The 23,795-nt window shown below is 71.8% G+C and carries 25 protein-coding genes and 1 tRNA gene; 15 read left to right on the top strand and 11 right to left on the bottom strand.

Features of this window, described 5'->3' with window-relative positions:
- Positions 1-5: 5 nt before the first annotated feature.
- From ACZ404_RS29040 to ACZ404_RS29020, 5 genes are all read right to left on the bottom strand, one after another.
- Positions 6-206 carry a hypothetical protein gene (locus ACZ404_RS29040; protein WP_468444907.1) on the bottom strand — a complete coding sequence of 67 codons (201 nt, stop codon included), beginning with the start codon at positions 204-206 and terminating at the stop codon, positions 6-8.
- Positions 207-297: 91 nt separating this feature from the next.
- Positions 298-1,206 (bottom strand): sugar phosphate isomerase/epimerase family protein, encoded by a 909-nt coding sequence (locus ACZ404_RS29035; protein WP_468444905.1) that lies wholly within the window; start codon positions 1,204-1,206, stop codon positions 298-300.
- Position 1,207: 1 nt separating this feature from the next.
- Entirely contained in the window at positions 1,208-2,119 is a 912-nt protein-coding gene (locus ACZ404_RS29030; RefSeq protein ID WP_468444903.1) for an ATP-binding cassette domain-containing protein, read from the bottom strand.
- A 6-nt stretch (positions 2,120-2,125) separates the two neighbouring features.
- Positions 2,126-3,202 carry an ABC transporter permease gene (locus ACZ404_RS29025; protein ID WP_468444901.1) on the bottom strand — a complete coding sequence of 359 codons (1,077 nt, stop codon included), beginning with the start codon at positions 3,200-3,202 and terminating at the stop codon, positions 2,126-2,128.
- Positions 3,202-4,221 carry a sugar ABC transporter substrate-binding protein gene (locus tag ACZ404_RS29020; protein WP_468444899.1) on the bottom strand — a complete coding sequence of 340 codons (1,020 nt, stop codon included), beginning with the start codon at positions 4,219-4,221 and terminating at the stop codon, positions 3,202-3,204. Before ACZ404_RS29020 ends, ACZ404_RS29025 begins: the two co-directional genes overlap by 1 nt.
- Before the next feature lie 236 nt (positions 4,222-4,457).
- Here ACZ404_RS29020 and ACZ404_RS29015 point away from each other — a divergent pair, with 236 nt between their 5' ends.
- From ACZ404_RS29015 to ACZ404_RS28995, 5 genes are all read left to right on the top strand, one after another.
- On the top strand, positions 4,458-5,231 hold the full coding sequence (locus tag ACZ404_RS29015; protein ID WP_468444897.1) for a GntR family transcriptional regulator: 774 nt from the start codon (positions 4,458-4,460) through the stop codon (positions 5,229-5,231).
- Between the two features lie 269 nt (positions 5,232-5,500).
- Positions 5,501-6,814, top strand: a complete 1,314-nt coding sequence (locus ACZ404_RS29010; RefSeq protein WP_468444895.1) for an ABC transporter substrate-binding protein — start codon at positions 5,501-5,503, stop codon at positions 6,812-6,814.
- A gap of 8 nt (positions 6,815-6,822) precedes the next feature.
- On the top strand, positions 6,823-7,803 hold the full coding sequence (locus ACZ404_RS29005) for a carbohydrate ABC transporter permease (protein ID WP_468444893.1): 981 nt from the start codon (positions 6,823-6,825) through the stop codon (positions 7,801-7,803).
- Positions 7,800-8,693 (top strand): carbohydrate ABC transporter permease, encoded by an 894-nt coding sequence (locus ACZ404_RS29000; protein WP_468444891.1) that lies wholly within the window; start codon positions 7,800-7,802, stop codon positions 8,691-8,693. Before ACZ404_RS29005 ends, ACZ404_RS29000 begins: the two co-directional genes overlap by 4 nt.
- A 26-nt stretch (positions 8,694-8,719) precedes the next feature.
- On the top strand, positions 8,720-10,738 hold the full coding sequence (locus ACZ404_RS28995; protein WP_468444889.1) for a beta-galactosidase: 2,019 nt from the start codon (positions 8,720-8,722) through the stop codon (positions 10,736-10,738).
- Here ACZ404_RS28995 and ACZ404_RS28990 read toward each other — a convergent pair.
- Entirely contained in the window at positions 10,732-11,718 is a 987-nt protein-coding gene (locus tag ACZ404_RS28990) for an aldo/keto reductase (protein WP_468444887.1), read from the bottom strand. The two genes, ACZ404_RS28995 and ACZ404_RS28990, sit on opposite strands and share 7 nt — an antisense overlap.
- A 162-nt stretch (positions 11,719-11,880) precedes the next feature.
- Positions 11,881-11,954, bottom strand: a tRNA-Pro gene (locus tag ACZ404_RS28985).
- Between the two features lie 105 nt (positions 11,955-12,059).
- Between ACZ404_RS28985 and ACZ404_RS28980 the strand changes: the two genes are divergently transcribed.
- Both ACZ404_RS28980 and cobF read left to right on the top strand, forming a co-directional pair.
- Positions 12,060-12,593 carry a DUF309 domain-containing protein gene (locus tag ACZ404_RS28980; RefSeq protein WP_468444885.1) on the top strand — a complete coding sequence of 178 codons (534 nt, stop codon included), beginning with the start codon at positions 12,060-12,062 and terminating at the stop codon, positions 12,591-12,593.
- Positions 12,594-12,639: 46 nt separating this feature from the next.
- Entirely contained in the window at positions 12,640-13,416 is a 777-nt protein-coding gene (gene cobF, locus ACZ404_RS28975; RefSeq protein WP_468444883.1) for a precorrin-6A synthase (deacetylating), read from the top strand.
- Here cobF and ACZ404_RS28970 read toward each other — a convergent pair.
- The gene (locus tag ACZ404_RS28970) at positions 13,380-14,162 is read right to left on the bottom strand and encodes a cobalt-precorrin-6A reductase (protein ID WP_468444881.1); all 783 of its coding nucleotides are present in this window, start codon (positions 14,160-14,162) and stop codon (positions 13,380-13,382) included. The two genes, cobF and ACZ404_RS28970, sit on opposite strands and share 37 nt — an antisense overlap.
- A 72-nt stretch (positions 14,163-14,234) precedes the next feature.
- Here ACZ404_RS28970 and ACZ404_RS28965 point away from each other — a divergent pair, with 72 nt between their 5' ends.
- Entirely contained in the window at positions 14,235-15,014 is a 780-nt protein-coding gene (locus tag ACZ404_RS28965; RefSeq protein WP_468444879.1) for a TIGR01458 family HAD-type hydrolase, read from the top strand.
- Here the strand turns inward: ACZ404_RS28965 and ACZ404_RS28960 are convergent.
- Positions 15,003-15,776, bottom strand: coding sequence for a sulfite exporter TauE/SafE family protein (locus ACZ404_RS28960; protein WP_468444877.1), 774 nt, complete (start codon positions 15,774-15,776; stop codon positions 15,003-15,005). The two genes, ACZ404_RS28965 and ACZ404_RS28960, sit on opposite strands and share 12 nt — an antisense overlap.
- A gap of 105 nt (positions 15,777-15,881) precedes the next feature.
- On the bottom strand, positions 15,882-17,069 hold the full coding sequence (locus ACZ404_RS28955; protein WP_468445070.1) for a thiolase family protein: 1,188 nt from the start codon (positions 17,067-17,069) through the stop codon (positions 15,882-15,884).
- A gap of 164 nt (positions 17,070-17,233) precedes the next feature.
- On the opposite strand from ACZ404_RS28955, the gene ACZ404_RS28950 reads away from it, so the two are divergent.
- From ACZ404_RS28950 to ACZ404_RS28930, 5 genes are all read left to right on the top strand, one after another.
- Positions 17,234-18,031 (top strand): alpha/beta hydrolase, encoded by a 798-nt coding sequence (locus tag ACZ404_RS28950; protein ID WP_468444875.1) that lies wholly within the window; start codon positions 17,234-17,236, stop codon positions 18,029-18,031.
- A gap of 79 nt (positions 18,032-18,110) precedes the next feature.
- A complete protein-coding gene (locus ACZ404_RS28945; protein WP_468444873.1) occupies positions 18,111-18,602 on the top strand; it encodes a Dps family protein in 492 nt (163 codons plus the stop codon).
- Positions 18,603-18,633: 31 nt separating this feature from the next.
- Positions 18,634-18,978: a DUF3140 domain-containing protein gene (locus tag ACZ404_RS28940; RefSeq protein WP_468444871.1), complete on the top strand. Its 345-nt coding sequence runs from the start codon at positions 18,634-18,636 to the stop codon at positions 18,976-18,978.
- Between the two features lie 9 nt (positions 18,979-18,987).
- Positions 18,988-19,635, top strand: a complete 648-nt coding sequence (locus tag ACZ404_RS28935; protein ID WP_468444869.1) for an endonuclease — start codon at positions 18,988-18,990, stop codon at positions 19,633-19,635.
- Positions 19,636-19,699: 64 nt separating this feature from the next.
- Positions 19,700-20,497, top strand: coding sequence for an SAM-dependent methyltransferase (locus tag ACZ404_RS28930; protein WP_468444867.1), 798 nt, complete (start codon positions 19,700-19,702; stop codon positions 20,495-20,497).
- A 7-nt stretch (positions 20,498-20,504) separates the two neighbouring features.
- Here the strand turns inward: ACZ404_RS28930 and ACZ404_RS28925 are convergent, their stop codons facing one another.
- On the bottom strand, positions 20,505-21,359 hold the full coding sequence (locus tag ACZ404_RS28925) for a Cof-type HAD-IIB family hydrolase (RefSeq protein ID WP_468444865.1): 855 nt from the start codon (positions 21,357-21,359) through the stop codon (positions 20,505-20,507).
- Positions 21,360-21,521: 162 nt separating this feature from the next.
- Here ACZ404_RS28925 and ACZ404_RS28920 point away from each other — a divergent pair, with 162 nt between their 5' ends.
- Together ACZ404_RS28920 and ACZ404_RS28915 are read left to right on the top strand one after the other, a co-directional pair.
- Positions 21,522-22,331 carry an SAM-dependent methyltransferase gene (locus ACZ404_RS28920; protein ID WP_468444863.1) on the top strand — a complete coding sequence of 270 codons (810 nt, stop codon included), beginning with the start codon at positions 21,522-21,524 and terminating at the stop codon, positions 22,329-22,331.
- A gap of 58 nt (positions 22,332-22,389) precedes the next feature.
- Complete coding sequence (locus ACZ404_RS28915; protein ID WP_468444861.1) at positions 22,390-23,793, top strand: type I glutamate--ammonia ligase; 1,404 nt, start codon at positions 22,390-22,392, stop codon at positions 23,791-23,793.
- Positions 23,794-23,795 lie beyond the last annotated feature (2 nt).

The following is a 23,795-nucleotide window of genomic DNA, read 5'->3' as shown; positions in this document are numbered from 1 at the left end:
CCGCGTCAGCCGCAGTACCGCACCAGCCACTCGTCCGCGTGGTACCGGTCGCGGGCCGGGTCCGGCAGGGTCGCCGGGCGGGTCTCCACGGTGTCCTCCGGGCGTATCCGCTCGGGCAGACGGCCGAAGCGGTGGGTGCGGGCGGCCGTGGCCGCGTCGGTGGTGTCCTGGGGTGTCGTGGTGCGGCGCTGTGCGCGGTGTGCCATCTCGTCCTCCCGTCGTCGCGGGCGTTCCCCCGTCGACAGTGGAACGCGCGCGTGCCCCCGTTGGTTCCCGGCCGGGGCCGGGTCGAACCCCTCAGGCGCCGCACGACCTCAGGAATCCGCGGGTCCGCACCGCGATCGGCAGGAGCTTGTCCGGTTCGCAGGGGTACATGTCCTGCTCGACGATCGCGAACAGCTCGACGCCGAGCCGCTGCGCCGCCCGGAGCACCGGCTCCAGCTCGGGGACGCCGGCCGGCGGTTCGCACATCACGCCCCGCTGCACCGCCGGCCCGAACGGCACCCCGTTCGCGACGACTTCGGCGAGGATCGCGGGGTCGACCTGCTTGAGGTGCAGATAGCCGATGCGCTCGCCGTAGGTCTCGATCAGCTTGACGCTGTCGCCGCCGCAGTAGGCGTAGTGCCCGGTGTCCAGGCACAGGTTGACCAGATCGGTGTCCGTGGAGTCGAGGAACCGCTCGACGTGGTCCTCGGTGTCGATGTGGGTGTCGGCGTGCGGGTGGACGACGATGTCGAGACCGTAGGTCTCCTTGACCTCGTGGCCCAGCCGCTCCATGCCCTTGGTCAGGTGCGCCCACTGTTCGGCCGTCAGCTCGGGCGGCTCGAGGATCTCGGCCGTCCTGTCGTCCCGCCAGAAGGAGGGGATGACGACCAGGTGCCGCGCGCCCATGGCCCGGGTGAGCGCGGCGACCTGGCTGACGTGCGCCCAGGTGGACTCCCAGACCGACGGGCCGCGGTGCATGCCGGTGAAGACCGTGCCGGCGGACACCTTCAGGTTCCGCCGGCCCAGCTCGTCGGCCAGCCGGGCCGGGTCGGTGGGGAGGTAGCCGTACGGGCCCAGTTCGATCCAGTCGTATCCCGCCTCGGCGACCTCGTCGAGGAAGCGTTCCCAGGGCACCTGCCTCGGGTCGTCGGGGAACCAGACGCCCCAGGAGTCGGGGGCCGAGCCGACCCGGATGCGGTCCAGCGGGGGCGGGCCGGCCATGTCAGGGGGTCCCTTCGGGGGAGGTTCCCGCGGGCGCGCCGAGGTCTCCCTCTTCCGGCAGTTCGTCGGTGTCGACGCCGCGGACCTGGGCCAGTTCGTGCTTGAGCGCGGCCAGTTCGGCGCCGCCGGCCATGTGGTTGGTCAGTTCCTCCAGGCTGACCTCGCTGCGGTCGGCGGACAGTTCCAGGGTGCCCAGGCGCAGCACGCTGAAGTGGTCGCCGACCATGTAGGCGTGGTGGGGGTTGTGGGTGATGAAGATGACCCCCAGGCCGCGGTCGCGCGCGGCGGCGATGTACTTCAGCACCACACCCGACTGCTTCACGCCGAGGGCGGCGGTCGGCTCGTCCAGGATGAGGACGCGGGCGCCGAAGTAGACGGCGCGGGCGATGGCGACGCACTGGCGCTGGCCGCCGGAGAGGGTGCCGATGGGCTGTTCCAGGTCGTCCAGGACGATGCCCATGTTGCGCAGTTCCTGATCGGCGGTGGCCTTCATCCGGGCGATGTCCAGGCGGCGGACGGGCCAGGGGCCCTTCGTCATCTCCGAGCCGAGGAAGAAGTTGCGCCACACCGGCATGAGGGGGACGGTGGCCAGGTCCTGGTAGACGGTGGCGATGCCGCGGTCGAGGGCCTCGCGGGGGGTGGAGAAGCGCACCGGGGTGCCGTCGACGAGGAAGTCGCCCTCGGTGTGCTGGTGCAGCCCGGAGATGATCTTGATGAGGGTGGACTTGCCGGCGCCGTTGTCGCCGAGGACGCAGGTGACCTTGCCGGGATGGACGGTGAGGTCGACGCCGTGCAGGGCGCGGACGTTGCCGTAGGACTTGCCCGCGCCGCGCAGTTCGACCAGGGGGCCCCGGCCGGTGGGCGGGGTGTCGGCGAGGACGGCGCCGTGGGGTGCGGCCTTGTTCGTGGTCATCGCAGGTTACCTCCGGGTCGCGGTGCGCTGGACCCACAGATTGATCAGGACGGCGCCGAGCAGCATCACGCCGAGGAAGGCCTTGAACCAGTCGGGGTTCCAGCCGGCGTAGACGATGCCCTGGTTGACCATGCCGAACATGAACGCCCCGAACACCGGGCCGATGGCGGAGCCGTAGCCGCCGGTGAGCAGACAGCCGCCGATCACGGCCGCCGCGATGTAGATCAGCTCCTGGCCCACGCCCTCACCGGACTGCACCGTGTTGAAGGAGAACAGGTTGTGCATGCCGATGAACCAGGCGCCGAAGCCGACCAGCATGAACAGCGTGATCTTGGTGAACTTCACCGGGACACCGACGGCCCGGGCGCTGTCCTTGTTGCCGCCGACGGCGAAGATCCAGTTGCCGTACTTGGTGCGCAGCAGCACCCACGTCGCGAGGGCGGCGAACACCAGCCACCACACCACCGTGATCTTGACTTCCACGCCCCCGACGTCGAAGGAGGACGCGAAGATCTTGCGCGCCTGGTCGAAGCCGTCCATGTCGCTGATGTCGTCGGTGGCGACGTTGCCGGTGACCAGCTTGGTCACCGCGAGGTTGACGCCCTGCAGGATCAGGAAGGTGCCCAGGGTGACCAGGAAGCTGGGCAGCCCCGTCCTCATCACCATCCAGCCGTTGAACGCGCCGATCCCCAGCGAGACGATCAGGGCGACGATCACGCCCACCCACACGTTCAGCGTCAGCTGGTAGCTCAGCATGCTCGCGGTCAGCGCGGAGCTGATCACGGCGACGCCGGAGGACAGGTCGAACTCGCCGCCGATCATCAGCAGCGCGACCGGCAGGGCCATGATGCCGATCGTCGAGGACTGGTAGAGAACCGTGGCCATGGAGCTGCCCTGGCGGACCGTGGGCGCAGCGATCAGGAAGAAGACCAGGACGGCCACGGCACCGAGGAAGACGCCCACTTCGGGCCGGGCCAGCACCCGGAGCGCCAGCGGGCGCCGGACGGTGCGGCCGTCGGTCTCCTTGGGGCCGGGGGCCGGCGGTGTGTTCACCGCCGGCCCGGCATGCTGGGTCATGCTCATCACCGGGTGCCCTTCGCGGCGAACTGGGCGATCCGGTCGACGTTGGACTTGTCGACGAAGGCCGGGCCGGTGAGCACCGGCTGCTCGCCGCCGCCGCTGTAGTTGCCGTTGTTCTTGTACAGCCACAGGGAGTCGATCGCCAGGTAGCCCTGCAGGTACGGCTGCTGGTCCACGGCGAACTGGATGGTGCCCTTCTGGATGGCACCGGTCAGCTGCTTGTTGAGGTCGAAGGTCGCGACCTTGGCCTTGCTGCCCGCGTCGGACACCGACTGCACGGCGGTCAGCGCGTAGGGGGCGCCCAGCGTGACCACGTAGTCGATGCCGGTGTCCTGCTTGAGCTTGGCCGTGATCGTCGACTTCACGGACGGCATGTCGGTGCCGTTCACGTACAGCGTCTCAGTCGTGCCGGAGAACGTCTTCTTCACGCCGTCGCAGCGCTGGGTGAGGCCGATGTTGCCCTGCTCCTGGATGACGCAGACGGCCTTCTTGGCGCCGACCGCGTTCAGCTTCTTGCCGAACGCCTCGCCCGCCACCGTCTCGTCCTGCCCGAAGAACTCCATCAGGCCGAGCTTCTTCCAGTCGCTGAGGCCGGAGTTCAGGCCGACGACGGGTATCTTCGCCGCGGTGGCCTTGGCGATCACACTCTTCATGGCGTCCGGCTTGGCCAGGGTCACCGCGATGCCGTCGACCTTCTGGTCGACCGCGTTCTGCACCAGGTTGGCCTGGGTGCCGGCGTTCGGGTCGGCGGAGTAGACGAGCTTGATGTTGTCCTTCGCGGCCGCGGCCTCGGCACCCTTGCGGACGATGTCCCAGAAGGTGTCACCCGGCGACTGGTGGGTGACCAGGGCGACCGTCATCCGGGGGGTGTTCGCCTTGCCCGCGGAGGCGTTCGACCCTCCCTCTTCGGCCTTCTTCCCCCCGGCGCTGCTGGAGCAGCCGGCGAGAGTCAGAGCTGCCGCAGCGGCCACGGCCACGACGGGGGCCAGTCTGCGGGAGCGGGAGTGAGAAGAGCGGTCCATCGTTCCTGCACCTCACTGTGCTACGGGGGAGAAGGGGCGCTGTTGCGTTGGCACGGGATCCAAGTCCCTGTGGAGCCCGCTGTCAATACTTTGTTAAGACATCATTTCAGGCAGTGGTCCGAATGTAAGTACAAACCATTGACACGCCTGCTCACCCCGCTTACACCTGGGGGCCATGAGCCACCCGACGCGAACCGACGGCCCGTCCGACCGTATCCCAGGCAAGGAGGTGCCCCGTGGCCAGGACCGGTGACGCCGCCCGTCCCGCCGCCGGCGCGCTGGACTTCGCCCTGGACCGTACGAGTCCGGTGCCGCTCTACTACCAGCTCGCCCAGCAACTGGAGGCGGCGATCGCACACGGGGTCCTCGCCCCGGGGAACCTCCTGGGCAACGAGGTCGACCTGTCGGTGCGGCTGGGGCTGTCCCGGCCCACCGTGCGCCAGGCGATCCAGTCCCTGGTGGACAAGGGGCTGCTGGTGCGCCGCCGCGGGGTCGGCACGCAGGTGGTGCACAGCCAGGTCAAGCGGCCACTGGAGCTGAGCAGTCTCTACGACGACCTGGAGGCGGCCGGACAGGGACCGACCACCCGGGTGCTGCGCAACGAGCGGTTCCCGGCGACCGCGGACGTCGCCGCGGCCCTCGGCCTCGCGGAGGGCGCCGAGGTGACGGTGCTGGAGCGGTTGCGCTGCACGCACGGCCAGCCGGTGGCGTTCCTGCGCAACCACCTGCCCGCGGCGCTCCTCGACCTCGACACCGGGCGGCTGGAGTCGACGGGCCTGTACCGGATGATGCGCTCGGCGGGCATCACGCTGCACAGCGCCCGCCAGTCCGTCGGCGCCCGCACCGCCGGCACCGACGAGGCCGCGCTCCTCGACGAGAAGAAGGGCGCGGCCCTGCTGACCATGCAGCGCACGACCTACGACGACACGGGCCGGGCGGTGGAGTACGGCAGCCACGTCTACCGGGCGTCCCGGTACGCGTTCGACTTCCAGCTGCTGGTCAGACCCTGAAACGGAACCACCTGTTTCGCACAGCCCCCACCGCCCCCGCGCGCCGTGGGGGCTCCTCGCTGCACCCCTCGGCAACGGTGCAGGTAGCCGTGACGGTTACGTTTCGGGCAAGACACACGTCAGAGCGCCCGGAGCTATTGACGCATGAGCGGATATGGGGCTGTTATTACGCCCACGATGTTCGGTCGAGTTGGTTTCTGATCGGTTTCGAAGACCTTTCGGGCTCCAGCTCATCCCCTTGACCGACCCTGGATGCCTCAGGAGCCGCCATGCGCCTCTCCCCTTCCGGTCTTCACGTTCCGGGTCCCAGCCGCCGTTCCGTGCTGCGCGGAGCCGGCAGTGCCGCCCTGCTCGCGGGTGCCGGCATACCCCTGCTGTCCGCCTGCGGCGGCAGCGGTTCGTCCTCCGACCCGAAGACCGTCTCCCTCGGCTCCAACGCCTCGGACGCGGTGCCGAAGAAGGCGTTCGCGGAGATCTACGCGGCCTTCACCAAGAAGTCCGGCATCAAGGTCGATGTGAACACGAAGGACCACAACACCTTCCAGGAGCAGATCAACTCCTACCTCCAGGGCACGCCGGACGACGTGTTCACCTGGTTCGCCGGGTACCGCATGCAGTTCTTCGCGGCCAAGAACCTGGCCTCGCCGATCGACGACGTGTGGGCGAAGATCGGGGACAACTTCCCCGACGCGATGAAGAAGCTCAGCAAGGGCGAGGACGGCAAGTACTACTTCGTGCCGCTCTACACCTACCCGTGGGCGCTCTTCTACCGCAAGAGCGTGTTCCAGCAGCACGGCTACAAGGTTCCGACCACGTGGGACCAACTCGTCGCCCTGTGCAAGAAGATGAAGAAGGACGGCCTGGTCCCGATCGCCTTCGGCGACAAGGACGCCTGGCCGGCGATGGGCACCTTCGACCAGATCAACTTCCGCCTCAACGGCTACGACTTCCACAAGTCCCTGATGGCGGGCAAGGAGTCGTGGACCGACCCGAAGGTGAAGGCCGTCTTCGACCACTGGGCCGAGCTCCTCCCCTACCACCAGGACGGCTTCATGGGCCGCACCTGGCAGGACGCCGCTCAGACGCTGGTGTCCAAGAAGGCCGGAATGTACATGATCGGCTCCTTCGTGGCGCAGCAGTTCACCAACAAGGCCGACCTGGACGACCTGGACTTCTTCGCCTTCCCGGAGATCAACTCCGCGTACGGCCAGGACACCGTCGAGGCGCCCACCGACGGCTTCATGGTGAGCAAGTCCCCGAAGAACCACGACGGCGTCGTGAAGCTCATGGAGTTCCTCGGCACCCCCGAGGCGGAGGCGACCTACCTCAAGGCCGACTCCAGCGTGGTGGCCGCCTCCAGCAAGGCCGACACCTCGTCGTACACCGCGCTGCAGAAGAAGGCGTACACGATGATCAGCGAGGCCAAGAGCCTCACGCAGTTCATGGACCGCGACTCCCGCCCGGACTTCACCTCCACGGTGATGCAGCCCGGCCTGCAGAAGTTCCTGCAGAACCCCAAGGGCGTGGACAGTCTGCTGTCCTCCATCGAGCGCCAGAAGAAGACCATCTTCGCCTCCTCGTGAGCAGCCCGATGACGACGGATACGACGACGAAGTCCCCGGAGGCGGCCGCCGTGCCGCCTCCGGGCGCCGCGCATGTGAAGAAGCGGGTCGCGCAGGGCCACAAGCGCCTGCTGACCCGCCGTGACCGTGTCACGCTCGCCGTCATGGCGGGCGTGCCCACGCTCCTGCACGTGGCCCTGGTCTGGCTCACGGCCATCGCCTCCATCCTCCTCGCCTTCACCACCTGGGACGGCATCGGGTTCGACTCCATCAAGTGGGTCGGCCTGGACAACTTCAAGCAACTGTTCACCGACAACCCGCAGTTCTGGCCGGCGGTCCAGCACAACGTCATCTGGTTCGTGGTGCTGATCCTGATCCCGACCCCGTTCGGCCTGTTCCTGGCCGTGCAGCTGGACAAGAGGATCCGCTTCACCCGGATCTACCAGACCGCCTTCTTCCTGCCCGTCGTCATCTCGATGGCGTGCATCGGCTTCGTCTGGCAGCTCGTCTACAACCCCGACACCGGCCTGATCAACAGCATCATCGGGGCCAACAAGCCCGGCCACTACATCGACTGGATCGGCGACCCGCACCTGAACCTGTGGGCCGTCCTCATCGCCGCGTCCTGGCGGCACGCCGGGTACATGATGATCCTGTACCTGGCCGGTCTGAAGGGTGTCGACCCCTCGCTGAGGGAAGCCTCCGCCCTGGACGGCGCGAACGAGTGGCAGACGTTCAAGAACGTCATCTTCCCCACCCTGCGCCCCACCAACACGGTCGTGCTGGTCGTGACCATCATCGAGGCGCTGCGCGCCTTCGACCTGGTCTTCGTCTTCAACAAGGGCGCCCAGGGCACGGAGTTGCTCTCGATCCTGGTGACCAACAACATCATCGGCGAGTCCAGCCGGATCGGCTACGGCTCGGCCATCGCCGTCGTCCTGCTGGTGATCTCCCTCGCGGTGATCATCCCCTACCTGATCGCCACCTTCCGGAAGGAGCGGCGCGCATGAGCAGCACCACCGTCGGGGCGCCGCTGAAGCAGCGCACCCCCCTGCGCCCCGCCCGTATCCTGCTGCACGTCTTCCTGGCGGGCGCGGCCCTGGCGTGGCTGGCGCCCCTGCTGTGGGCGATCTTCTCCGCCCTGCGCCCGTACAGCGAGACCAGCGCCAAGGGGTACGTCTCCTGGCCCGACAAGCTCAGCTTCGACAACTTCACGAACGCGTTCGAGCAGTCGGACATGATGCACTACTTCGGCAACACGCTGCTCATCGCGGTGCCGGCCGTGCTGCTGACGCTGTTCCTGTCCTCCTGCGTCGCCTTCTACGTCAGCCGCTTCGACTTCCGGGTCAACCTGGCGCTGCTGCTGGTCTTCACGGCCGGCAACCTGCTGCCGCAGCAGGTCATCATCACCCCGCTGTACCGGCTGTACCTGCTGACGAACCTGCCGGGCATCACCGCCAGCGGCAAGCTGTACGACTCCGCGCTCGGCCTCGTGCTGATCCATGTGGCGTTCCAGTCCGGGTTCTGCGCGTTCGTGCTGGCCAACTACATGCGCTCGCTGCCGCACGAGCTGACCGAGGCGGCGCTGGTGGACGGTGCGTCGGTGTGGCGCCTGTACTGGCAGATCACCCTGCCGCTGTGCAAGCCCGCGATGGCGGCCCTGGCGACGTTGTTGTCGATCTGGATCTACAACGACTTCTTCTGGGCGCTGGTGCTGATCTCCACCGGTGAGAACATGCCGATCACCTCGGCGCTGAACAACCTCTCCGGCCAGTACTTCACCGATCCCAACCTGGTGGCCGCAGGCGCCCTGCTCACGGCGATCCCGACGCTGGTCGTCTACTTCGTCCTGCAGCGCCAGTTCGTCAGTGGTCTCACGCTCGGCGCCAACAAGGGCTGACGCGTCCCCATCCGAAAGAGAAATCCGTGAACCGCACCCTGTCCGTCCGCGGTCTCGCCTACGGCGGCGACTACAACCCCGAGCAGTGGCCCGAGGAGGTGTGGGCCGAGGACGTGCGCCTGATGCGCGAGGCCGGGGTGAACCTGGTCAGCGTCGGCATCTTCTCCTGGGCGCTGCTGGAGCCGGCCGAAGGCGTGTACGACTTCGCGCGCCTGGACAAGGTCCTGGACCTGCTGCACGAGAACGGCATCGCCGTCGACCTGGCCACGCCCACGGCGGCCCCGCCGGCCTGGTTCTTCCGGGCCCACCCCGAGGCGCTGCCGGTCGACCGCGACGGCCGCACCCTGTCGTACGGCAGCCGCCAGACGTTCTGCCCGTCCTCCCCCGCCTACCGGGAGGCCGCCCTGCGCATCGCGCGCGCGGTGGCCGCGCGCTACGCGGACCACCCGGCCGTCGTCATGTGGCACGTGCACAACGAGTACGGCTGCCACAACGCCGCCTGCTACTGCGACACGAGCGCCGCCGCCTTCCGCACCTGGCTGCGCGCCCGGTACGGCGACGATCTGCCGGCCCTCAACCACGCCTGGGGCACCGCCTTCTGGTCGCAGTGGTACTACGACTGGCAGGAGATCCTGCCGCCGCGGGCGACGGGCGCCGTGCCCAACCCCGCGCACCTGCTGGACTGGCGCCGCTTCTGCTCCGACGAACTGCTGTCGCTGTACGTGGCGGAGCGGGACGTGCTGCGGGCCGCGGCTCCTTCGGTGCCCGCCACCACCAACTTCATGGTGAACTTCAGCTTCGAGGCGCTGGACTACTGGCGCTGGGCGCCCGAGCTGGACATCGTGTCGAACGACCACTACCTGCGGTCCACGGACCCCGAGTCGGAGATCGACATCGCGCTGAGCGGCGACCTGGTGCGCTCGCTCGCGGGCGGCCCCTGGCTGCTGATGGAGCACTCCACCGGCGCGGTGAACTGGCAGCCCGTCAACCGGGCGAAGGACCCGGGTCAGTTGCGCCGCAACGCGCTGGCCCATGTGGCGCACGGCGCCGACGGCATCGCCTACTTCCAGTGGCGCCAGTCGAAGGCGGGTGCCGAGCAGTGGCACTCGGCGATGCTGCCGCACGCGGGCACGGACAGCCGGATCTGGCAGGACGTGGTGCGCCTCGGCGCCGATCTGGAGGCGCTGGCCGAGGTGCGCGGCAGCACCTCCCCCGCCGAGGTCGCGATCGTCTGGGACTGGAACGCCCACTGGGCCCTGGAACTGCCCTCCCAGCCGAGCGAGGAGCTGCGCTTCCTGGACCTCGTCCGGTCCTGGTACGAGCCGCTGTGGCGCTCGGGCGTCGCCGTGGACTTCGTACGGCCGGACGCGGATCTGTCGGCGTACCGGCTGGTGCTCGCGCCGAGCCTCTACCTGGTCGACGACGCGGGCGCGGCGAACCTGGCCGGGTTCGCCGAGCGGGGCGGCACGCTCGCGGTGGGCTTCCACAGCGGGGCCGTGGACGAGAACTGCCATGTGCGCCTGGGCGGTTACCCGGGCGCGTTCCGGGACGTGCTGGGCGTGCGCTCCGACGAACCGTTCCCGCTGCTGCCCGGCACTCCGGTCGGGCTGAGCGGCGCGGTGCCGCAGGGCGCCTCGGGTGCACTGTGGTCGGAGCGGCTGCGGCTGGAGGGTGCCGAGGCGGTCGCGTCGTTCGCCGACGGGCCTCTGGCCGGTGTCCCGGCGGTGACCCGGCACGGGTACGGCGCCGGTGCCGCCTGGTACCTGGCGACGCTGCCCGACCCGGAGACGCTGGCCGCCCTGCTGGACCGCGTCCGCGCCGAGGCGGGGGTGGAGCCGGTGCGCTCCGCCCCGCCCGGGGTGGAGGTGGTCCGCCGGCGCGGTCCGGAGGCGGACTACCTGTTCGTCATCGACCACACCGGGCAGGGCGCGTCGGTGCCGGTCGCCCAGGACGCGACGGAGCTCCTCACCGGCAAGGACACACCCGGCTCGGTCACCGTGGCGCCCGGTGACGTGGCGGTGGTGCGGGAGCCGCGCGGTCAGTGAGCCGCGTCCAGGCGGGCCCGCTGCTCCTCGGTCAGCTCCAGGTCCACGGCGGCCAGGTTCTCCTCGAGCTGGGCCACCGAGGACACCCCGACGAGGGGGACGACCGGCAGCGGCCCGCCCAGTTGCCGGGCGAGGACGACCTGGTTGACGCTCGCCCCGGTCTCCCGGGCCACCTCGCGCAGCACCGCGAGGCGGGCCGCGGTGCCGGGGTGGTCGTACTCCGGCTGGAGGGGCTTGTCGGGGCGGGTGTAGGCGCCCTTGAGGAGCGGTGAGTAGGCCACCAGGGTCAGGCCCGGCTCGGCCCGCAGGTAGTCCAGGAGCTGCGCGTCCGCGCCGCCCAGGCTGCCGTCCGGGAAGATCTCGCCGGGTATGTCGGTGCGGGGCCCGAGGTAGCTGTGCTCGTACTGGAGCACCTCGTAGCCCGGCAGGCCCGCGGCCGCAGCGAGGGCGCGGGCCCGCTCGACCCGCCACACCGCGTGGTTGCTGACCCCGAGCAACCCGACGGTGCCCTCCTGGACCAGCTCGGCGAAGGCCCGGACGGTCTCCTCGAGCGGGACGGTCCGGTCCTCGATGTGCGCGTACAGCAGGTCGAGCCGTTCCACGCCGAGCCGTTCGCGGCTGCGCTCGGCCGCCTCGCGCACCACCTCGGCGGACAGGCCCTCGGCGTTGTCGGTGTAGCTGGTCCCCGGGGCGAGGGGCCGCGCGCCGAGCTTGGTCGCGATCACGACCTCGCCCCCGATCCCGCGGCTGCGCCGCCACCGCCCGAGCAGTTCCTCGCTCTGGCCGCCCTGGCCGCCGTCCTCCCAGAACGCGTAGTTGTCGGACGTGTCGATGAAGGTGCCGCCGGCCTCCACGTACCGGTCGAGGACGGCGAAGGAGGTCTTCTCGTCCGTGCGCGAGCCGAACAGCATCGCGCCGAGGGCGAGCACGCTCACCTCGCGGCGGGTGGCGGGGTCGGTGCCGATGGTGCGGTACTTCATGCGGTCCTCCCGTGCGGTTTCTGCCTGATGCCGGGAGTCTTCGTCCTGGAGCGCACGCGAAGTCAAGGGCTGTCGCCCGACCCAGGGGCGGCAGCGGGCCAGAAAACGGAAAGGGCCGTGCCGGATTCCTCCGACACGGCCTCTGACCTGCGTCTTCGCAAGTCGGGACGACAGGATTTGAACCTGCGACCCCTTGACCCCCAGTCAAGTGCGCTACCAAGCTGCGCCACGTCCCGATGCGCTTGCTCGCGGTGATCCGCGTGATCGCGCGAACAGCACTTTACCCCACGCGCGGGGGTGTGCCGAAGTGGGCCGGGTGCGGGCCGGGGACAATCGGTCGTATGGGCGGACGGACAGGAAGCGCAGACGCGGCGGCGGGTGGCCGGGACCGGGACGAGGAGGGGCGGGCGCGGAACGCGCGGCCGCGGGACGGGCTGGGGCGGCCACTGCCGTACGGCTCCACCGGGGTCGACCGGCAGCCCGAGGGCGTCGTACGGACGCCGCAGGAGACGGTGGCCGAGGCGCAGGCGCTGCTGGACGCGGGCAGGCCCTTCCACGCGCACGAGGTGTTCGAGGACGCCTGGAAGTCGGGTCCCGAGGACGAGCGCACCCTGTGGCGGGGCCTGGCCCAGCTGGCGGTGGGCCTCACGCACGCGGCCCGGGGCAACGCCACCGGCGGCGCGCGGCTGCTGCGGCGCGGCGCGGGCGCGGTCGAGGAGTGGGAGCGTGACCGGGGCGAGGACCGGCCGTACGGGGTGGACCTCGCCGCCGTCGCCGTCTGGGCCCGCGAACTGGCCCACCGGGTGGAGTCGGGCACGGAACCCGTCGACGCACGGACGGAGGCACCCCGGCTGACGGGGGGCGGGGCGCCGTAGTCCGGGCGGTGGAGTCACGGTCGGTGGCATGCGGCAGACTCGGGGTGTGCGAAAGATTCATGTCATCGGTATCGGCGCGGGCGACCCCGACCAGCTCACCCTGCAGGCGGTCAAGGCGCTGCGGAGCACGGACGTGTTCTTCCTGCTCGACAAGGGCGAGGTGAAGAGCGATCTCACCCGGTTGCGCCGGGACATGCTGGACGCACACCTGCCGGAGGGGTCCTACCGGGTGGTGGAGGCCCGCGACCCCGAGCGGGACCGCAGGGCGGGCGGGACCTCCTACGCGCCGGCCGTGGAGGACTGGCGCGCCGCACGGGCCGGGATCTACGAGCGGCTGATCGCCGAGGAGCTGGGCGAGGAGGACACCGGGGCCTTCCTGGTCTGGGGCGACCCGTCGCTGTACGACAGCACGCTGGGCATCCTGCAGGAGGTGCTGGAGCGGGGCGCGGTGGCGTTCGACTACGACGTGGTGCCCGGCATCAGCAGCGTCTCCTCGCTGGTGGCCCGGCACCGCACGGGGCTGAACCGGGTGGCCCGGCCGGTGCAGATCACCACCGGGCGGCGGCTGGCCGAGGGCTTCCCCGAGGGCGTGGACGACGTGGTGGTGATGCTGGACGCGCACCAGGCGTTCCGGCGGTACGCCGACCAGGACATGGACATCTACTGGGGCGCGTACCTCGGCACCCCGGACGAGATCCTCGTCTCCGGCCCGCTGGCCGAGGCCGGTCCCCGCATCGAGCGGCTGCGCGCCGAGGCCCGCGAGCGCAAGGGGTGGATCATGGACACCTATCTGCTGCGCAGAGACCCCGACGGCGGCGCCTGACCGGGGCCGCCGAGCCCGAGCCGGTCCAGGACGGCCGCGACGTCGGGCACCGCCGTCACGCCCTCGGGCAGCGGGGGCCGGCGTACGACGAGCACGGGCAGGGCGAGTTCGCGCGCGGCCGTCAGTTTCGCCGCCGTGGCCGCGCCGCCGCTGTCCTTGGTCACCAGGACCTCGATGCGGTGGGCGCGCAGCAGCTCCCGCTCGCCGGCGACGGTGAACGGGCCGCGGGCGAGGAGCACCTCGGTGTGCGGCGGCAGCGGCGGCTCGGGCGGCTCCACCGAGCGGACGAGGAAGCGCAGGTCGGCCAGGTGGGCGAAGGCGGCGAGGCCGAGGCGCCCGGTGGTGAGGAACACCCGGCGGCCGAGGCCGGGCAGGGCCGCGGCGGCGTCGGTCAGGGAGCCGGCCTCGTGCCAGCGGTCGCCGGGGCCGGGGCACCAGCCGGGGCGGCGCAGGACGACCACCGGCACTCCGGTGGCGCTCGCCGCGCGGGCGGCGTTGGCGGTGATCGTCCCGGCAAAGGGATGGGTGGCGTCCACGACGGCGTCCACCCGGTGCGCGCGCAGCCAGTCGGCGAGGCCCTGAGCGCCGCCGAAGCCGCCGGTCCGCACCTCGCCCTCCAGGGCACCGGGCCGGGACACGCGGCCGGCGAGGGAGGTGGTGACCCGGACGCCGGGCCGGCCGGCGAGCTCGGCGGCGAGACGACGGGCCTCGGTGGTGCCGCCGAGGATCAGGACGTGCGCGGGCATGGGGGTGAGCGTACGAGGTCGCGCGGGCCGGTCCGGAGCCCGGGTGGCTCCCGGGTGACTAGGGTGCGGTCCATGGAAGGCGTACGTGCCGTGCTCGTCGACATCGACGGTGTGCTCACCGTCTCCTGGAAGCCCCTGCCGGGGGCGGTGCAGGCGCTGCGGTCGGTCCGCGCCGCCGGGCTCGGGGTGGCCCTGGTGACCAACACGACCTCCCGGACCCGGGCCTCGATCGCCGCGACCCTGTCGGCGGCCGGCTTCGAGGTGGACGCCGAGGACGTGCTGACCGCGCCCGCCGTCACGGCCGCACACCTCGAGGAGCACTTTCCCGGCGCCCGGTGTGCCCTCCTCAACAGCGGGGACATCACGGAGGACCTCGCCGGGATCACCCTGGTGGAGGACAGCCCCGACGTGGTCGTCGTCGGCGGTGCCGGGCCGGAGTTCGACTACGGGGCGCTCAACCGGGCCTTCGGGCACCTGCAGCGCGGGGCCCGGCTGGTGGCCATGCACCGCAACCTGTACTGGCGGACCGACGCCGGGCTGCAGCTGGACTCGGGCGCCTTCCTGCTCGGGCTGGAGCGGGCGGCGCGGGTCGAGGCGGAGGTCACGGGCAAGCCGTCCCCGGCGTTCTTCGCGGCGGCGCTGGCCCGGCTCGGTGTGCGCGCGGACCAGGCGCTGATGGTGGGCGACGACATCGAGTCGGACGTGCTCGCGGCGCAGCGGGCAGGGATCACGGGCGTTCTGGTGCGCACGGGGAAGTACCGGCCGCAGACCGAGGCGGACGCGAGCGGCACCCCGGACCATGTACGGGACGCCTTCGCGGACCTGCCGGCGCTGCTGGGGCTAGCGCAGTAGCAGCTGGAGGCCGCCCACGACGGTGGCCGCGATCACGAGTTGTTCGAAGAGTCGCTGGTTGATCCTGCTCACAGCCCATCTGCCGAACAACGCGCCGGGCACGACGAACACCGCGAGCGCGGCGTCGAGGAGCAGCGAGCGGCCGTCGATCAGGCCGAGACCCGCGCTGAACGGCACTTTGGACACGTTCACGATGAGGAAGAAGAACGCCGACGTGCCGAGGAACCCGAGCTTGCGGAAGCCGGCGGACAGCAGGTACATGGACATCACCGGGCCGCCCGCGTTCGCGACCATCGTGGTGAACCCGCCGAGCACGCCGTAGGAGCGCGCCTTCATCCGGCCGGCCCGGGTGGTGACCGCGTCCGGCTCGTCCTCCGCCGCGGTCCCGCGCCGCCGCCACACCGTGACCCCGGCCATCAGCAGCAGGATCGCCCCGATCGAGGTCCGTACGACCCCGTCGTCGGCCCACACCAGGAACAGCGTGCCGGCCACCACGCCCACCGCCACCGCCGGGAACAGCCGCCACAGCGTGGGCCAGTGGGCGTGGCGCCGGTAGGTGAGGACGGCGAGCACGTCGCCGGCGATCAGGACCGGCAGCAGGACGCCGGTGGAGGCGCGGGCGGGCAGCACCGCCGCGAAGATCGCGAGGCTGACCGTGTTGGCCCCGCTGACGGCGGTCTTGGAGAAGCCGACGAGGAGCGCCGCGCAGGCGAGAGCGGCGAACCCCCATCCGGACAGGTGCCAGAGTGTCATCGTGTTCATGCCGGGACCGATGCTAGGCACCTGCACCGGCCGCCCCCAGCACCGTCTCACGGGCCGGTCCCCCGGCGCCCGCCAGGTGCCCGGCCCTTCCGGCGGCCCCGGCGGTCAGTGCCTCTCGACGAGCACCGCGCTGCCCTGGCCCACGCCGACGCACATGGTCGCCAGCCCCCGCTCCGCGCGGGTGCGCCGCATCCGGTGCAGCAGCGTCGTCAGGATGCGGGCGCCGGAGCAGCCGAGGGGGTGACCGAGGGCGATGGCGCCGCCGCTGGGGTTGACCAGGTCCGGGTCGATGCCGAGCTGGTCGACGCAGGCGAGCGCCTGGGCGGCGAACGCCTCGTTGAACTCGGCCTCCTGGACGTCGCCGATGTCCCAGCCGGCCCGGGCGAGCACCTTGCGGGTGGCGGGGACCGGGCCGATGCCCATCACGTCGGGGTGGACGCCTGCCGAGGCGCCGGCGACGTACCGGCCGAGGGACTCCAGGCCCAGCTCGTTGAGCGCCTCCTCGCTGACGAGCAGGAGCCCGGCGGCGCCGTCGTTCATCGGCGAGGCGTTGCCCGCGGTGACCGTGCCGTCCGCGCGGAAGACCGGCCTGAGCCGGGACAGCTTCTCCAGCGAGGTGTCCTCACGGACGCACTCGTCCTGCTCGACCACGATGCCGTCCGGGCGCTCCACGGGCAGGAGTTCGTCGTCGAAGTGGCCGTTCTTGCCGGCGGCGGCGGCGCGTTGGTGACTGCGCAGGGCGAACGCGTCCTGCCGCTCGCGGGAGATGCCGTACCGCTCGGCGACCTCCTCGGCGGTCTCGCCCATCGACAGCAGGCCGTGCAGCTCCTTCATCGCCGGGTTGACCAGGCGCCAGCCGAGCCGGGTGTCGTACGTCTCGATGCGCGGGGGCAGCGCCTCGTCGGGGCGGGGCAGGACGAAGGGGGCGCGGCTCATGGACTCGGAGCCGCCCGCGATCACGATGTCCGCCTCGCCGGCGGCGATGGTGCGCGCGGCGGTGGTGACCGCCTCGAGGCCGGAGGCGCACAGCCGGTTGACGGTGGCTCCGGGCACGGACTCGGGCAGGCCGGCCAGCAGCGCGGCCATGCGGGCGACGTTGCGGTTGTCCTCGCCCGCCTGGTTGGCCGCGCCCCAGTACACGTCGTCGATCCGGGCGGGGTCGAGGGCGGGCACGTCGGTCACCAGGTGGCGGATCACCCGCGCCGCGAGGTCGTCGGGCCGTACGGAGGACAGGGCTCCGCGCAGCTTGCCGATGGGGGTGCGGCGGGCGGCCGCGAAGTGGACGGGACGCACGGCTTGGGACTCCTGACCGACGACGCTGTGGATCAGCACGAGTGGGGGTGTTCCGTGGCAGCACGGACCTAGCTGGTTAGCACTGCTAGTTTTGGACTATAGACCGCCGGGCGGCCCCCTGGGAAGATCTCCCGGCACCCGTCCCCGAGCAAGCCGGAGGAGCCATGCCCGAGGCCCGCGAGCACGACCTCGACGGCAGAACCGTACGCGAGTGGCCGCACCCGCACCCCCGCTTCCTGGCCCTCGTGGTCCACGGCTACGGCGAGCACGCGGGCCGGTACGCGGAACTGGCCGGCGTGCTCACCGGGCACGGGGCGGCGGTGTACGGGCCCGACCACGTGGGTCACGGGAGGTCGGCCGGCGAGCGCGTGGTGATCGAGGACTTCGAGGACGTGGTCACCGACGTGCACCGGGCCGCCGGGCTGGCCCGCGCCGCGCACCCCGGGCTGCCGCTCGTCCTGGTGGGCCACTCCATGGGCGGTCTGATCTCCGCCCGCTACGCCCAGCGGTACGGCGACGAGCTGAGCGCCCTGATCCTGTCCGGCCCGGTGATCGGGGTGTGGGAGCTGCCCGGACGGCTGCTCGCACTGGACGAGATCCCGGACACCCCGATCAGCCCCGCGGCGCTCTCCCGGGACCCGGCCGTGGGCGCCGCGTACGCCGCCGATCCGCTGGTCTGGCACGGGCCGATGAAGCGGCCGACGCTCGAGGCCTTCGTGCGGACCCTCGAGGCCGTGGCGAAGGGCGGTGCCATCGGCGGGCTGCCAGTGCTGTGGCTGCACGGGGACGACGACCGGCTGGTGCCGCTGTCCGGGAGCCGGATCGGGGTCGAGCGGCTCAGCGGCGGCCGGGCGACCGAGCGGATCTTCCCGGGGGCGCGGCACGAGGTGTTCCACGAGACGTGCAGGGCGGAGGTCTTCGCGGAGGTGACCGGCTTCCTGGACCGGACGCTGCCCCGCTGACCAGCCCGGTTTTGCCGCCCGGGACGCGGGCACCCGCCCCTTCGTACCCACAAGGATGACGAAAGGGGACGGACCCGCCATGACCGTGGTGAAGAGCACCCTGTCCGACGAAGCCCTCGGGGTCACGGGGGCCGCGCTGCAGGACACCCTGGTGGACCTGCTCGGGCTGTCGTTGATCGGGAAGCAGGCCCACTGGAACGTCGTGGGCCCGCGGTTCCGGTCCATCCACCTCCAGCTGGACGAGGTGGTCGCCACGGCCCGCGCCCACTCCGACACGGTCGCCGAGCGTGCCGCGGCGCTGGGCGTGCCGCCGGACGGCCGGCCCGAGACCGTCGCCGCCCGCTTCGCGCTCCCCGGCACCAAGGAGGGCTGGCTGCGCGACACCGACGTGGTGGGGCTGATGGTGTCGGCGCTGGAGACGGCCATCGGCCGGCTCCGGGAGCGGATCGCGGCCACCGACAAGCCCGACCCGGTCACCCAGGACCTGCTGATCTCCATCACGGCCGACCTGGAGAAGCAGCGCTGGATGTTCGAGGCCGAGAACGGCCCGCGCGACGACGTCGCCGGCTAGCCACCGCTCGCACGGAAGGGGATGACACGCCATGGCCGACGCACTCGAACTCGACGCGCTGTGGGAGGACTTCCACCGCGCGGTGAACATGACCTCGGCGGAGCTCGCGGCCTGGCTCCGGGTCCGGGACGCCGAGGAGGAGACGGAGCCGCTGCCGGAGCAGGCGGGCACGCCCACCGGGCAGCACGTCCTCGCGATCCTGCAGAAGCGGCGCACCGACCTCACCGAGGACGACGTCCGGGTGATGCACCAGGTCGTCGACACGGTCGAGGATCTCGCCGACCCGGAGAACGAGCCCGAGCCGGAGACCACCGCGGAGGACACCCGCCGCAGGCACCGGCTGATGACACTGGGCCACGACCCGCTCAAGCCCTGAGCCACGGCCATGAACCGCGATGAACGCGTCGTGCGCGAGCTGGTGTCCGCGCACGGGCGGACGTACGCCGAGGAGGCGGGCATCCGGCTGAAGGACACCCCGCAGCCGCTGTACCGGCTGCTGGTGCTGGCCCTGCTGCTCAGCGCCCGGATCCGGGCCTCCGTCGCGGTGGCCGCGGCCCGCGCCCTGCACGAGGACCACCTCGACAGTCCGCGCCGGATGGCCGAGGCCGACTGGCAGCGGCGGGTGGACGCGCTGGGCCGCGGCGGCTACCGGCGCTACGACGAGCGGACGGCCACCCAACTCGGCGCCGGGGCCGAGCTGCTGGACGAGCGCTGGGGCGGGGACCTGCGCCGGCTGCACCGGGAGGCCGGCGGCGACACGGACGAACTGCGGCGCCTGCTCCAGGAGGAGCCGGGCATCGGACCGGCCGGCGCCGACATCTTCCTGCGCGAGGCGCAGCGAGTGTGGCCGGATGTCGCCCCCTACCTGGACGACAAGGCGCTCGCCGGCGCCGGGCGGCTCGGGCTGCCCAGGGAGCCGAAGGCGCTGGCCGGGCTCGCCCCGGACACCGAACCGGCCCTGCTGGCGGCCGCGTTGGTGCGGGCCGCCCTGGACAAGCAGGTGGCCGAAGACTGTCTCCGCCGCGCGGCATGATCGTGTCAGACTGCTGACACGCCCCCGGATGACCACCGGGGCCTGCCGAGCGGAGGAGCAGCACGTGACGGGGACCGGGCCGGACGCCCAGCGGATCGACACCACCCGGCCCCATCCGGCCCGGGTCTACGACTGGTTCCTCGGCGGCAAGGACAACTACCCCGTCGACGAACAGCTCGGGCGGCAGATCACGGCCATCGACGAGGGCGCCCCGAAGGCCGCCCGCGCCAATCGCGCGTTCATGCGCCGGGCCACGCGGGCGCTGGCCGAGGAGACCGGAGTCCGTCAGTTCCTGGACATCGGCACCGGCATACCGACCGAGCCCAACCTGCACCAGATCGCCCAGTCCGTCGCGCCGGACGCGCGCGTGGTCTACGTCGACAACGACCCCATCGTGCTGGCCCACGCGAACGCGCTGCTGCGCGGCACCCCCGAGGGCGTGACCGAGTACGTGCAGGCGGACGCCCGCGACCCGCAGGCCATCCTCCGGCAGGCAGCCGAGGTCCTGGACTTCGACCGCCCGGTCGCCCTCTCCCTGATCGCCCTGCTCCACTTCATCGCCGACGAGGACGGCGCCCACGACCTGGTGACCACCCTGCTCGACCCGCTCGCCCCGGGCAGTTGCCTGGTCCTGTCGACGATGACCGCCGACTTCGAGCCGGAGAACGTCCGGCGCGGCATCGCGGCCTACGCGGCGGGCGGAGTCACCCTGGTCGCCCGCTCCCGCACCGAAGTGGGCGCGTTCTTCAAGGGCTTGGACCTCCTGCCCCCGGGCGTCGTCCCGGTGGCCGACTGGCGCCCGGACACGGCACCCGAGGGACCGATCTCGCTGTACGGCGCGGTCGGCCGCAAGCCCGCGTAGCGGCCGGCTACAGCCCGAGCATGTGCGCCAGGGTGCGCAGGACGCCGTTGTCGTTGTTGGACGGCGCGAGGTGGCGGGCCCGCCGGCGGACCTCGGGGTGGGCGTTGGCCATGGCGAAGGACCAGTCGGCGGCGTCCAGCATCTCCAGGTCGTTGAGGTAGTCGCCGAAGACCATGGTCTGGGCCGGGGTGATGCCCAGCCGGCGCTGCAGGCCGCGCAGGGCGGCGCCCTTGTTGGCGGTGCCGTTCATGACGTCGACCCAGTGCTCGCCGGAGACGACGACCTGGTGGGTGCCGGCGAAGGCGCCGAGGGCCGGGGCGGTGGTGTGCTCGGCGGAACCGAAGTCGTACAGCGCCACCTTGAGGACCTCGTCGTCGACGGCGGTGACGTCCTCCACGATGCGGTGCTCGACGTAGTAGGGCCGCACCTGGGCCAGGAACGCCTCGTCGGTCCGCTCCACGTACGCCGCCCGCTTGCCGCAGACGACGGCGCCCACGTCGACGCCGTCCGCCACGAGCCGCCGTACCGTCCGGGCGACGTCGGCCGCGGCGGAGCCCGCCATCGGGTCGGAGTGCAGCTCCACGCCGTCGCGGGCCACGTACGTCCCGTTCTCCGCGATGAACACCATGCCCTCGGCGACGTCCGCGAACTGCCGGGCCAGCGTGGCGTACTGACGGCCGCTGGCGGGGCTGAACAGCACGCCGCGGCGGCGCAGTTCGGCGAGCATCGGCCACAGGCCGCCGGGGATGCGCTTGGCGTCGTCCAGCAGCGTGCCGTCCATGTCGGTGACGACGAGCCGGATTCCGGCGGCGCCGGCGGGCGGGGTGGGGACCTCCAGCAGGGACGCGGGCGTGGCGGGCATGGGCTTCTTCCGGTCGGGGGCGGGGTACCGCCTCCAGTGTCCCTCATCCGGCGCAGCGCGCCGGTGGGTGCCCGGCCCGTCACGCTGCGCGGTTTCCCGGGACAGCGCGATCAAGGAGCGGCACAATGACGGCGGGCAACCGCACATGAGAAGGGCGGCGACGTGAGCGAGGGTCATTCCCCGACGGCCGGATCGGCACGGCTGAACACCTCGGTGGCGCACAACGCGCGGGTCTGGAACTACTGGATCGGCGGCAAGGACAACTACGAGGTCGACCAGCGGGTCGGCGAGCACGTGGCCGGAATGTTCCCGGTGATCCGGGCGGTGGCCCGCGCGGACCGGGACTTCCTCGGCCGGGCGGTGCGCTACCTGGCCGCCGAGAGCGGCATACGCCAGTTCCTGGACGTCGGCACGGGCCTGCCGACGGTGGACAACACGCACGAGATCGCCCAGCGGATCGCGCCCGATTCGCGGATCGTGTACGTGGACAACGACCCCATCGTGCTCGTGCACGCCCGGTCGCTGCTGACCAGTTCCCGGGAGGGCGTCACCGACTACATCGACGCCGACGTGCACGACCCGGAGGCCATCGTGCGGCGTGCCGCCGACACCCTGGACCTGGACCGGCCGGTCGCGGTGATGATGCTGGGCATCCTCAACTTCGTGCTGGACACCGGCGAGGCCCGGGAGATCGTGCGGCGGATCATGGCGGCGGTGCCCTCGGGCAGCCACCTGGTGCTGACCCATCCGACGTCCGACGCAGAGGTGGGCGGCGAGGGCAACCTGGCCGCGATGGAGTTCTGGAACGCCAACGCCACCCCGCCGATCACCGCCCGGTCCGGCGCCGAGATCGCCGCGTTCCTGGACGGCCTGGACCTGGTCGAGCCGGGCCTGGTGCCCTGCTCGCAGTGGCGCGCCCCGTCCGAGGCCGCCGCGGTGCCGCAGTACGGGGCGGTCGCCGTGAAACCCTGACCGCGACCGTCCCCCGGCCCCGGTCGTGCGGGGCGGCGGAGCCTTGTGAGGAGGACGTATGACCACGCTTGCCGACCCCGTGCCGGGCGGCCGTCCCGGGGATCTGCGGCGGGTCGACCGGATCACCGCCGACCTGACGGCACAGGGTGTGCACGGGATCGTCCTGGCGTACGTGGACACGGCCGGCATCGGCCGGGTCAAGGCGGTCCCGACGGGGCGGCTGGAATCGGCCGTGCGGTGGGGCGTGGGGATGTCACCGGTCTTCGACACCTTCCTCGCCCATGACTCGATCGTCACCACCGACGTCCTCGGCTCCCCCGACGGCGACCTCCGGCTCTACCCCGACCTCGACCGGCTCACGGTGCTGGCCGGGCAGCCGGGCTGGGCCTGGGCGCCGGTTGACCGGATCACTCAGGAGGGGGCGCGGCACCCCGGCTGCTCCCGTACCTTCCTGCGCCGGATCGTCGGGGACGCCGCCGAGCGGCACGGCCTCGCCTTCAAGGCGGCCGTGGAGGTCGAGTGGGCGGTCGGGCTCGGCTCGGCGCCCGCCGGGGAGTTCGTCCCGGCGGTCTCCGGCCCGGCCTACGGCGCGGTCCGGCAGGTCGAGCTGAGCGACTACACCGCCGACCTGCTCGCGGCGTTCGCCGCCCAGGGCGTGGAGGTGGACCAGATCCATCCCGAGTACGCGGCCGGGCAGTTCGAGATCTCGGTGGGCGCGCTGGACCCGGTGGCGGCGGCCGACCGCAGCGTGCTGGTGCGGCAGACGATCCGGGCGGTGGCCGGGCGCCACGGCCTGCGGGTGTCGTTCGCTCCGGCCGTGCTCGCCGAGGGCGTGGGCAACGGCGGCCATCTGCATCTGTCCTGCTGGCGCGGCGGGGTGAACCTGCATGCCGGCGGCGAGGGCAGGTACGGCATGACGGCCGGCGCGGAGGCGTTCGCGGCCGGGGTACTCGCCCACCTGCCCGCGCTGACGGCGGTGACCGCGCCGAGCCCCGCCAGCTATCTGCGGCTCAAACCCTCCCAGTGGGCAGGGGTGTTCACCGCCTGGGGCCGGGAGACCCGCGAGGCCGCGCTGCGGATCGTCACCGGCACGGCGGGCCGGCGGGAGCAGGAGGCCAACATGGAGATCAAGCCGGTGGACCTGGCCGCGAACCCCTACCTCGCGCTCGGCTGTGTCATCGCCGCCGGGCTCGACGGGCTGGCCGCGTCCCTGTCGCTGCCGCAGGAGATCACCGGGGACCCGGCCCGCTACGGCCCGGACGAGGCCGCCGCGCTCGGGGTGCGGCGGCTGCCCGAGTCGCTGCCGCGGGCGGTCGAGGAGTTCCGGGCCGACGGGGTGCTGCGGGACGCGCTGGGCCCGGTCCTGGCGGACGCCGTGATCGCCGTACGGCTCGGGGAGGCAGCCGTCGCCGACGGGCTGGACGACGCGCAGGTGGCCGCGGCCTACCGCTGGACGTACTGACC

It is taken from the genome of Streptomyces sp. NPDC030798, assembly GCF_055572275.1.
This window is presented reverse-complemented; position numbering and strand designations above follow the sequence as displayed.

Excerpts from the sequence above, each read along its gene's own strand:
- ACZ404_RS29040 (WP_468444907.1), bottom strand. The coding sequence starts at position 206 with ATGGCACACCGCGCACAGCGCCGCACCACGACACCCCAGGACACCACC.
- ACZ404_RS29035 (WP_468444905.1), bottom strand. The coding sequence starts at position 1,206 with ATGGCCGGCCCGCCCCCGCTGGACCGCATCCGGGTCGGCTCGGCCCCC.
- ACZ404_RS29030 (WP_468444903.1), bottom strand. The coding sequence starts at position 2,119 with ATGACCACGAACAAGGCCGCACCCCACGGCGCCGTCCTCGCCGACACC.
- ACZ404_RS29025 (WP_468444901.1), bottom strand. The coding sequence starts at position 3,202 with ATGAGCATGACCCAGCATGCCGGGCCGGCGGTGAACACACCGCCGGCC.
- ACZ404_RS29020 (WP_468444899.1), bottom strand. The coding sequence starts at position 4,221 with ATGGACCGCTCTTCTCACTCCCGCTCCCGCAGACTGGCCCCCGTCGTG.
- ACZ404_RS29010 (WP_468444895.1), top strand. The coding sequence starts at position 5,501 with ATGCGCCTCTCCCCTTCCGGTCTTCACGTTCCGGGTCCCAGCCGCCGT.
- ACZ404_RS29005 (WP_468444893.1), top strand. The coding sequence starts at position 6,823 with ATGACGACGGATACGACGACGAAGTCCCCGGAGGCGGCCGCCGTGCCG.
- ACZ404_RS29000 (WP_468444891.1), top strand. The coding sequence starts at position 7,800 with ATGAGCAGCACCACCGTCGGGGCGCCGCTGAAGCAGCGCACCCCCCTG.
- ACZ404_RS28990 (WP_468444887.1), bottom strand. The coding sequence starts at position 11,718 with ATGAAGTACCGCACCATCGGCACCGACCCCGCCACCCGCCGCGAGGTG.
- ACZ404_RS28980 (WP_468444885.1), top strand. The coding sequence starts at position 12,060 with ATGGGCGGACGGACAGGAAGCGCAGACGCGGCGGCGGGTGGCCGGGAC.
- ACZ404_RS28970 (WP_468444881.1), bottom strand. The coding sequence starts at position 14,162 with ATGCCCGCGCACGTCCTGATCCTCGGCGGCACCACCGAGGCCCGTCGT.
- ACZ404_RS28965 (WP_468444879.1), top strand. The coding sequence starts at position 14,235 with ATGGAAGGCGTACGTGCCGTGCTCGTCGACATCGACGGTGTGCTCACC.
- ACZ404_RS28960 (WP_468444877.1), bottom strand. The coding sequence starts at position 15,776 with ATGAACACGATGACACTCTGGCACCTGTCCGGATGGGGGTTCGCCGCT.
- ACZ404_RS28950 (WP_468444875.1), top strand. The coding sequence starts at position 17,234 with ATGCCCGAGGCCCGCGAGCACGACCTCGACGGCAGAACCGTACGCGAG.
- ACZ404_RS28945 (WP_468444873.1), top strand. The coding sequence starts at position 18,111 with ATGACCGTGGTGAAGAGCACCCTGTCCGACGAAGCCCTCGGGGTCACG.
- ACZ404_RS28940 (WP_468444871.1), top strand. The coding sequence starts at position 18,634 with ATGGCCGACGCACTCGAACTCGACGCGCTGTGGGAGGACTTCCACCGC.
- ACZ404_RS28935 (WP_468444869.1), top strand. The coding sequence starts at position 18,988 with ATGAACCGCGATGAACGCGTCGTGCGCGAGCTGGTGTCCGCGCACGGG.
- ACZ404_RS28925 (WP_468444865.1), bottom strand. The coding sequence starts at position 21,359 with ATGCCCGCCACGCCCGCGTCCCTGCTGGAGGTCCCCACCCCGCCCGCC.
- ACZ404_RS28915 (WP_468444861.1), top strand. The coding sequence starts at position 22,390 with ATGACCACGCTTGCCGACCCCGTGCCGGGCGGCCGTCCCGGGGATCTG.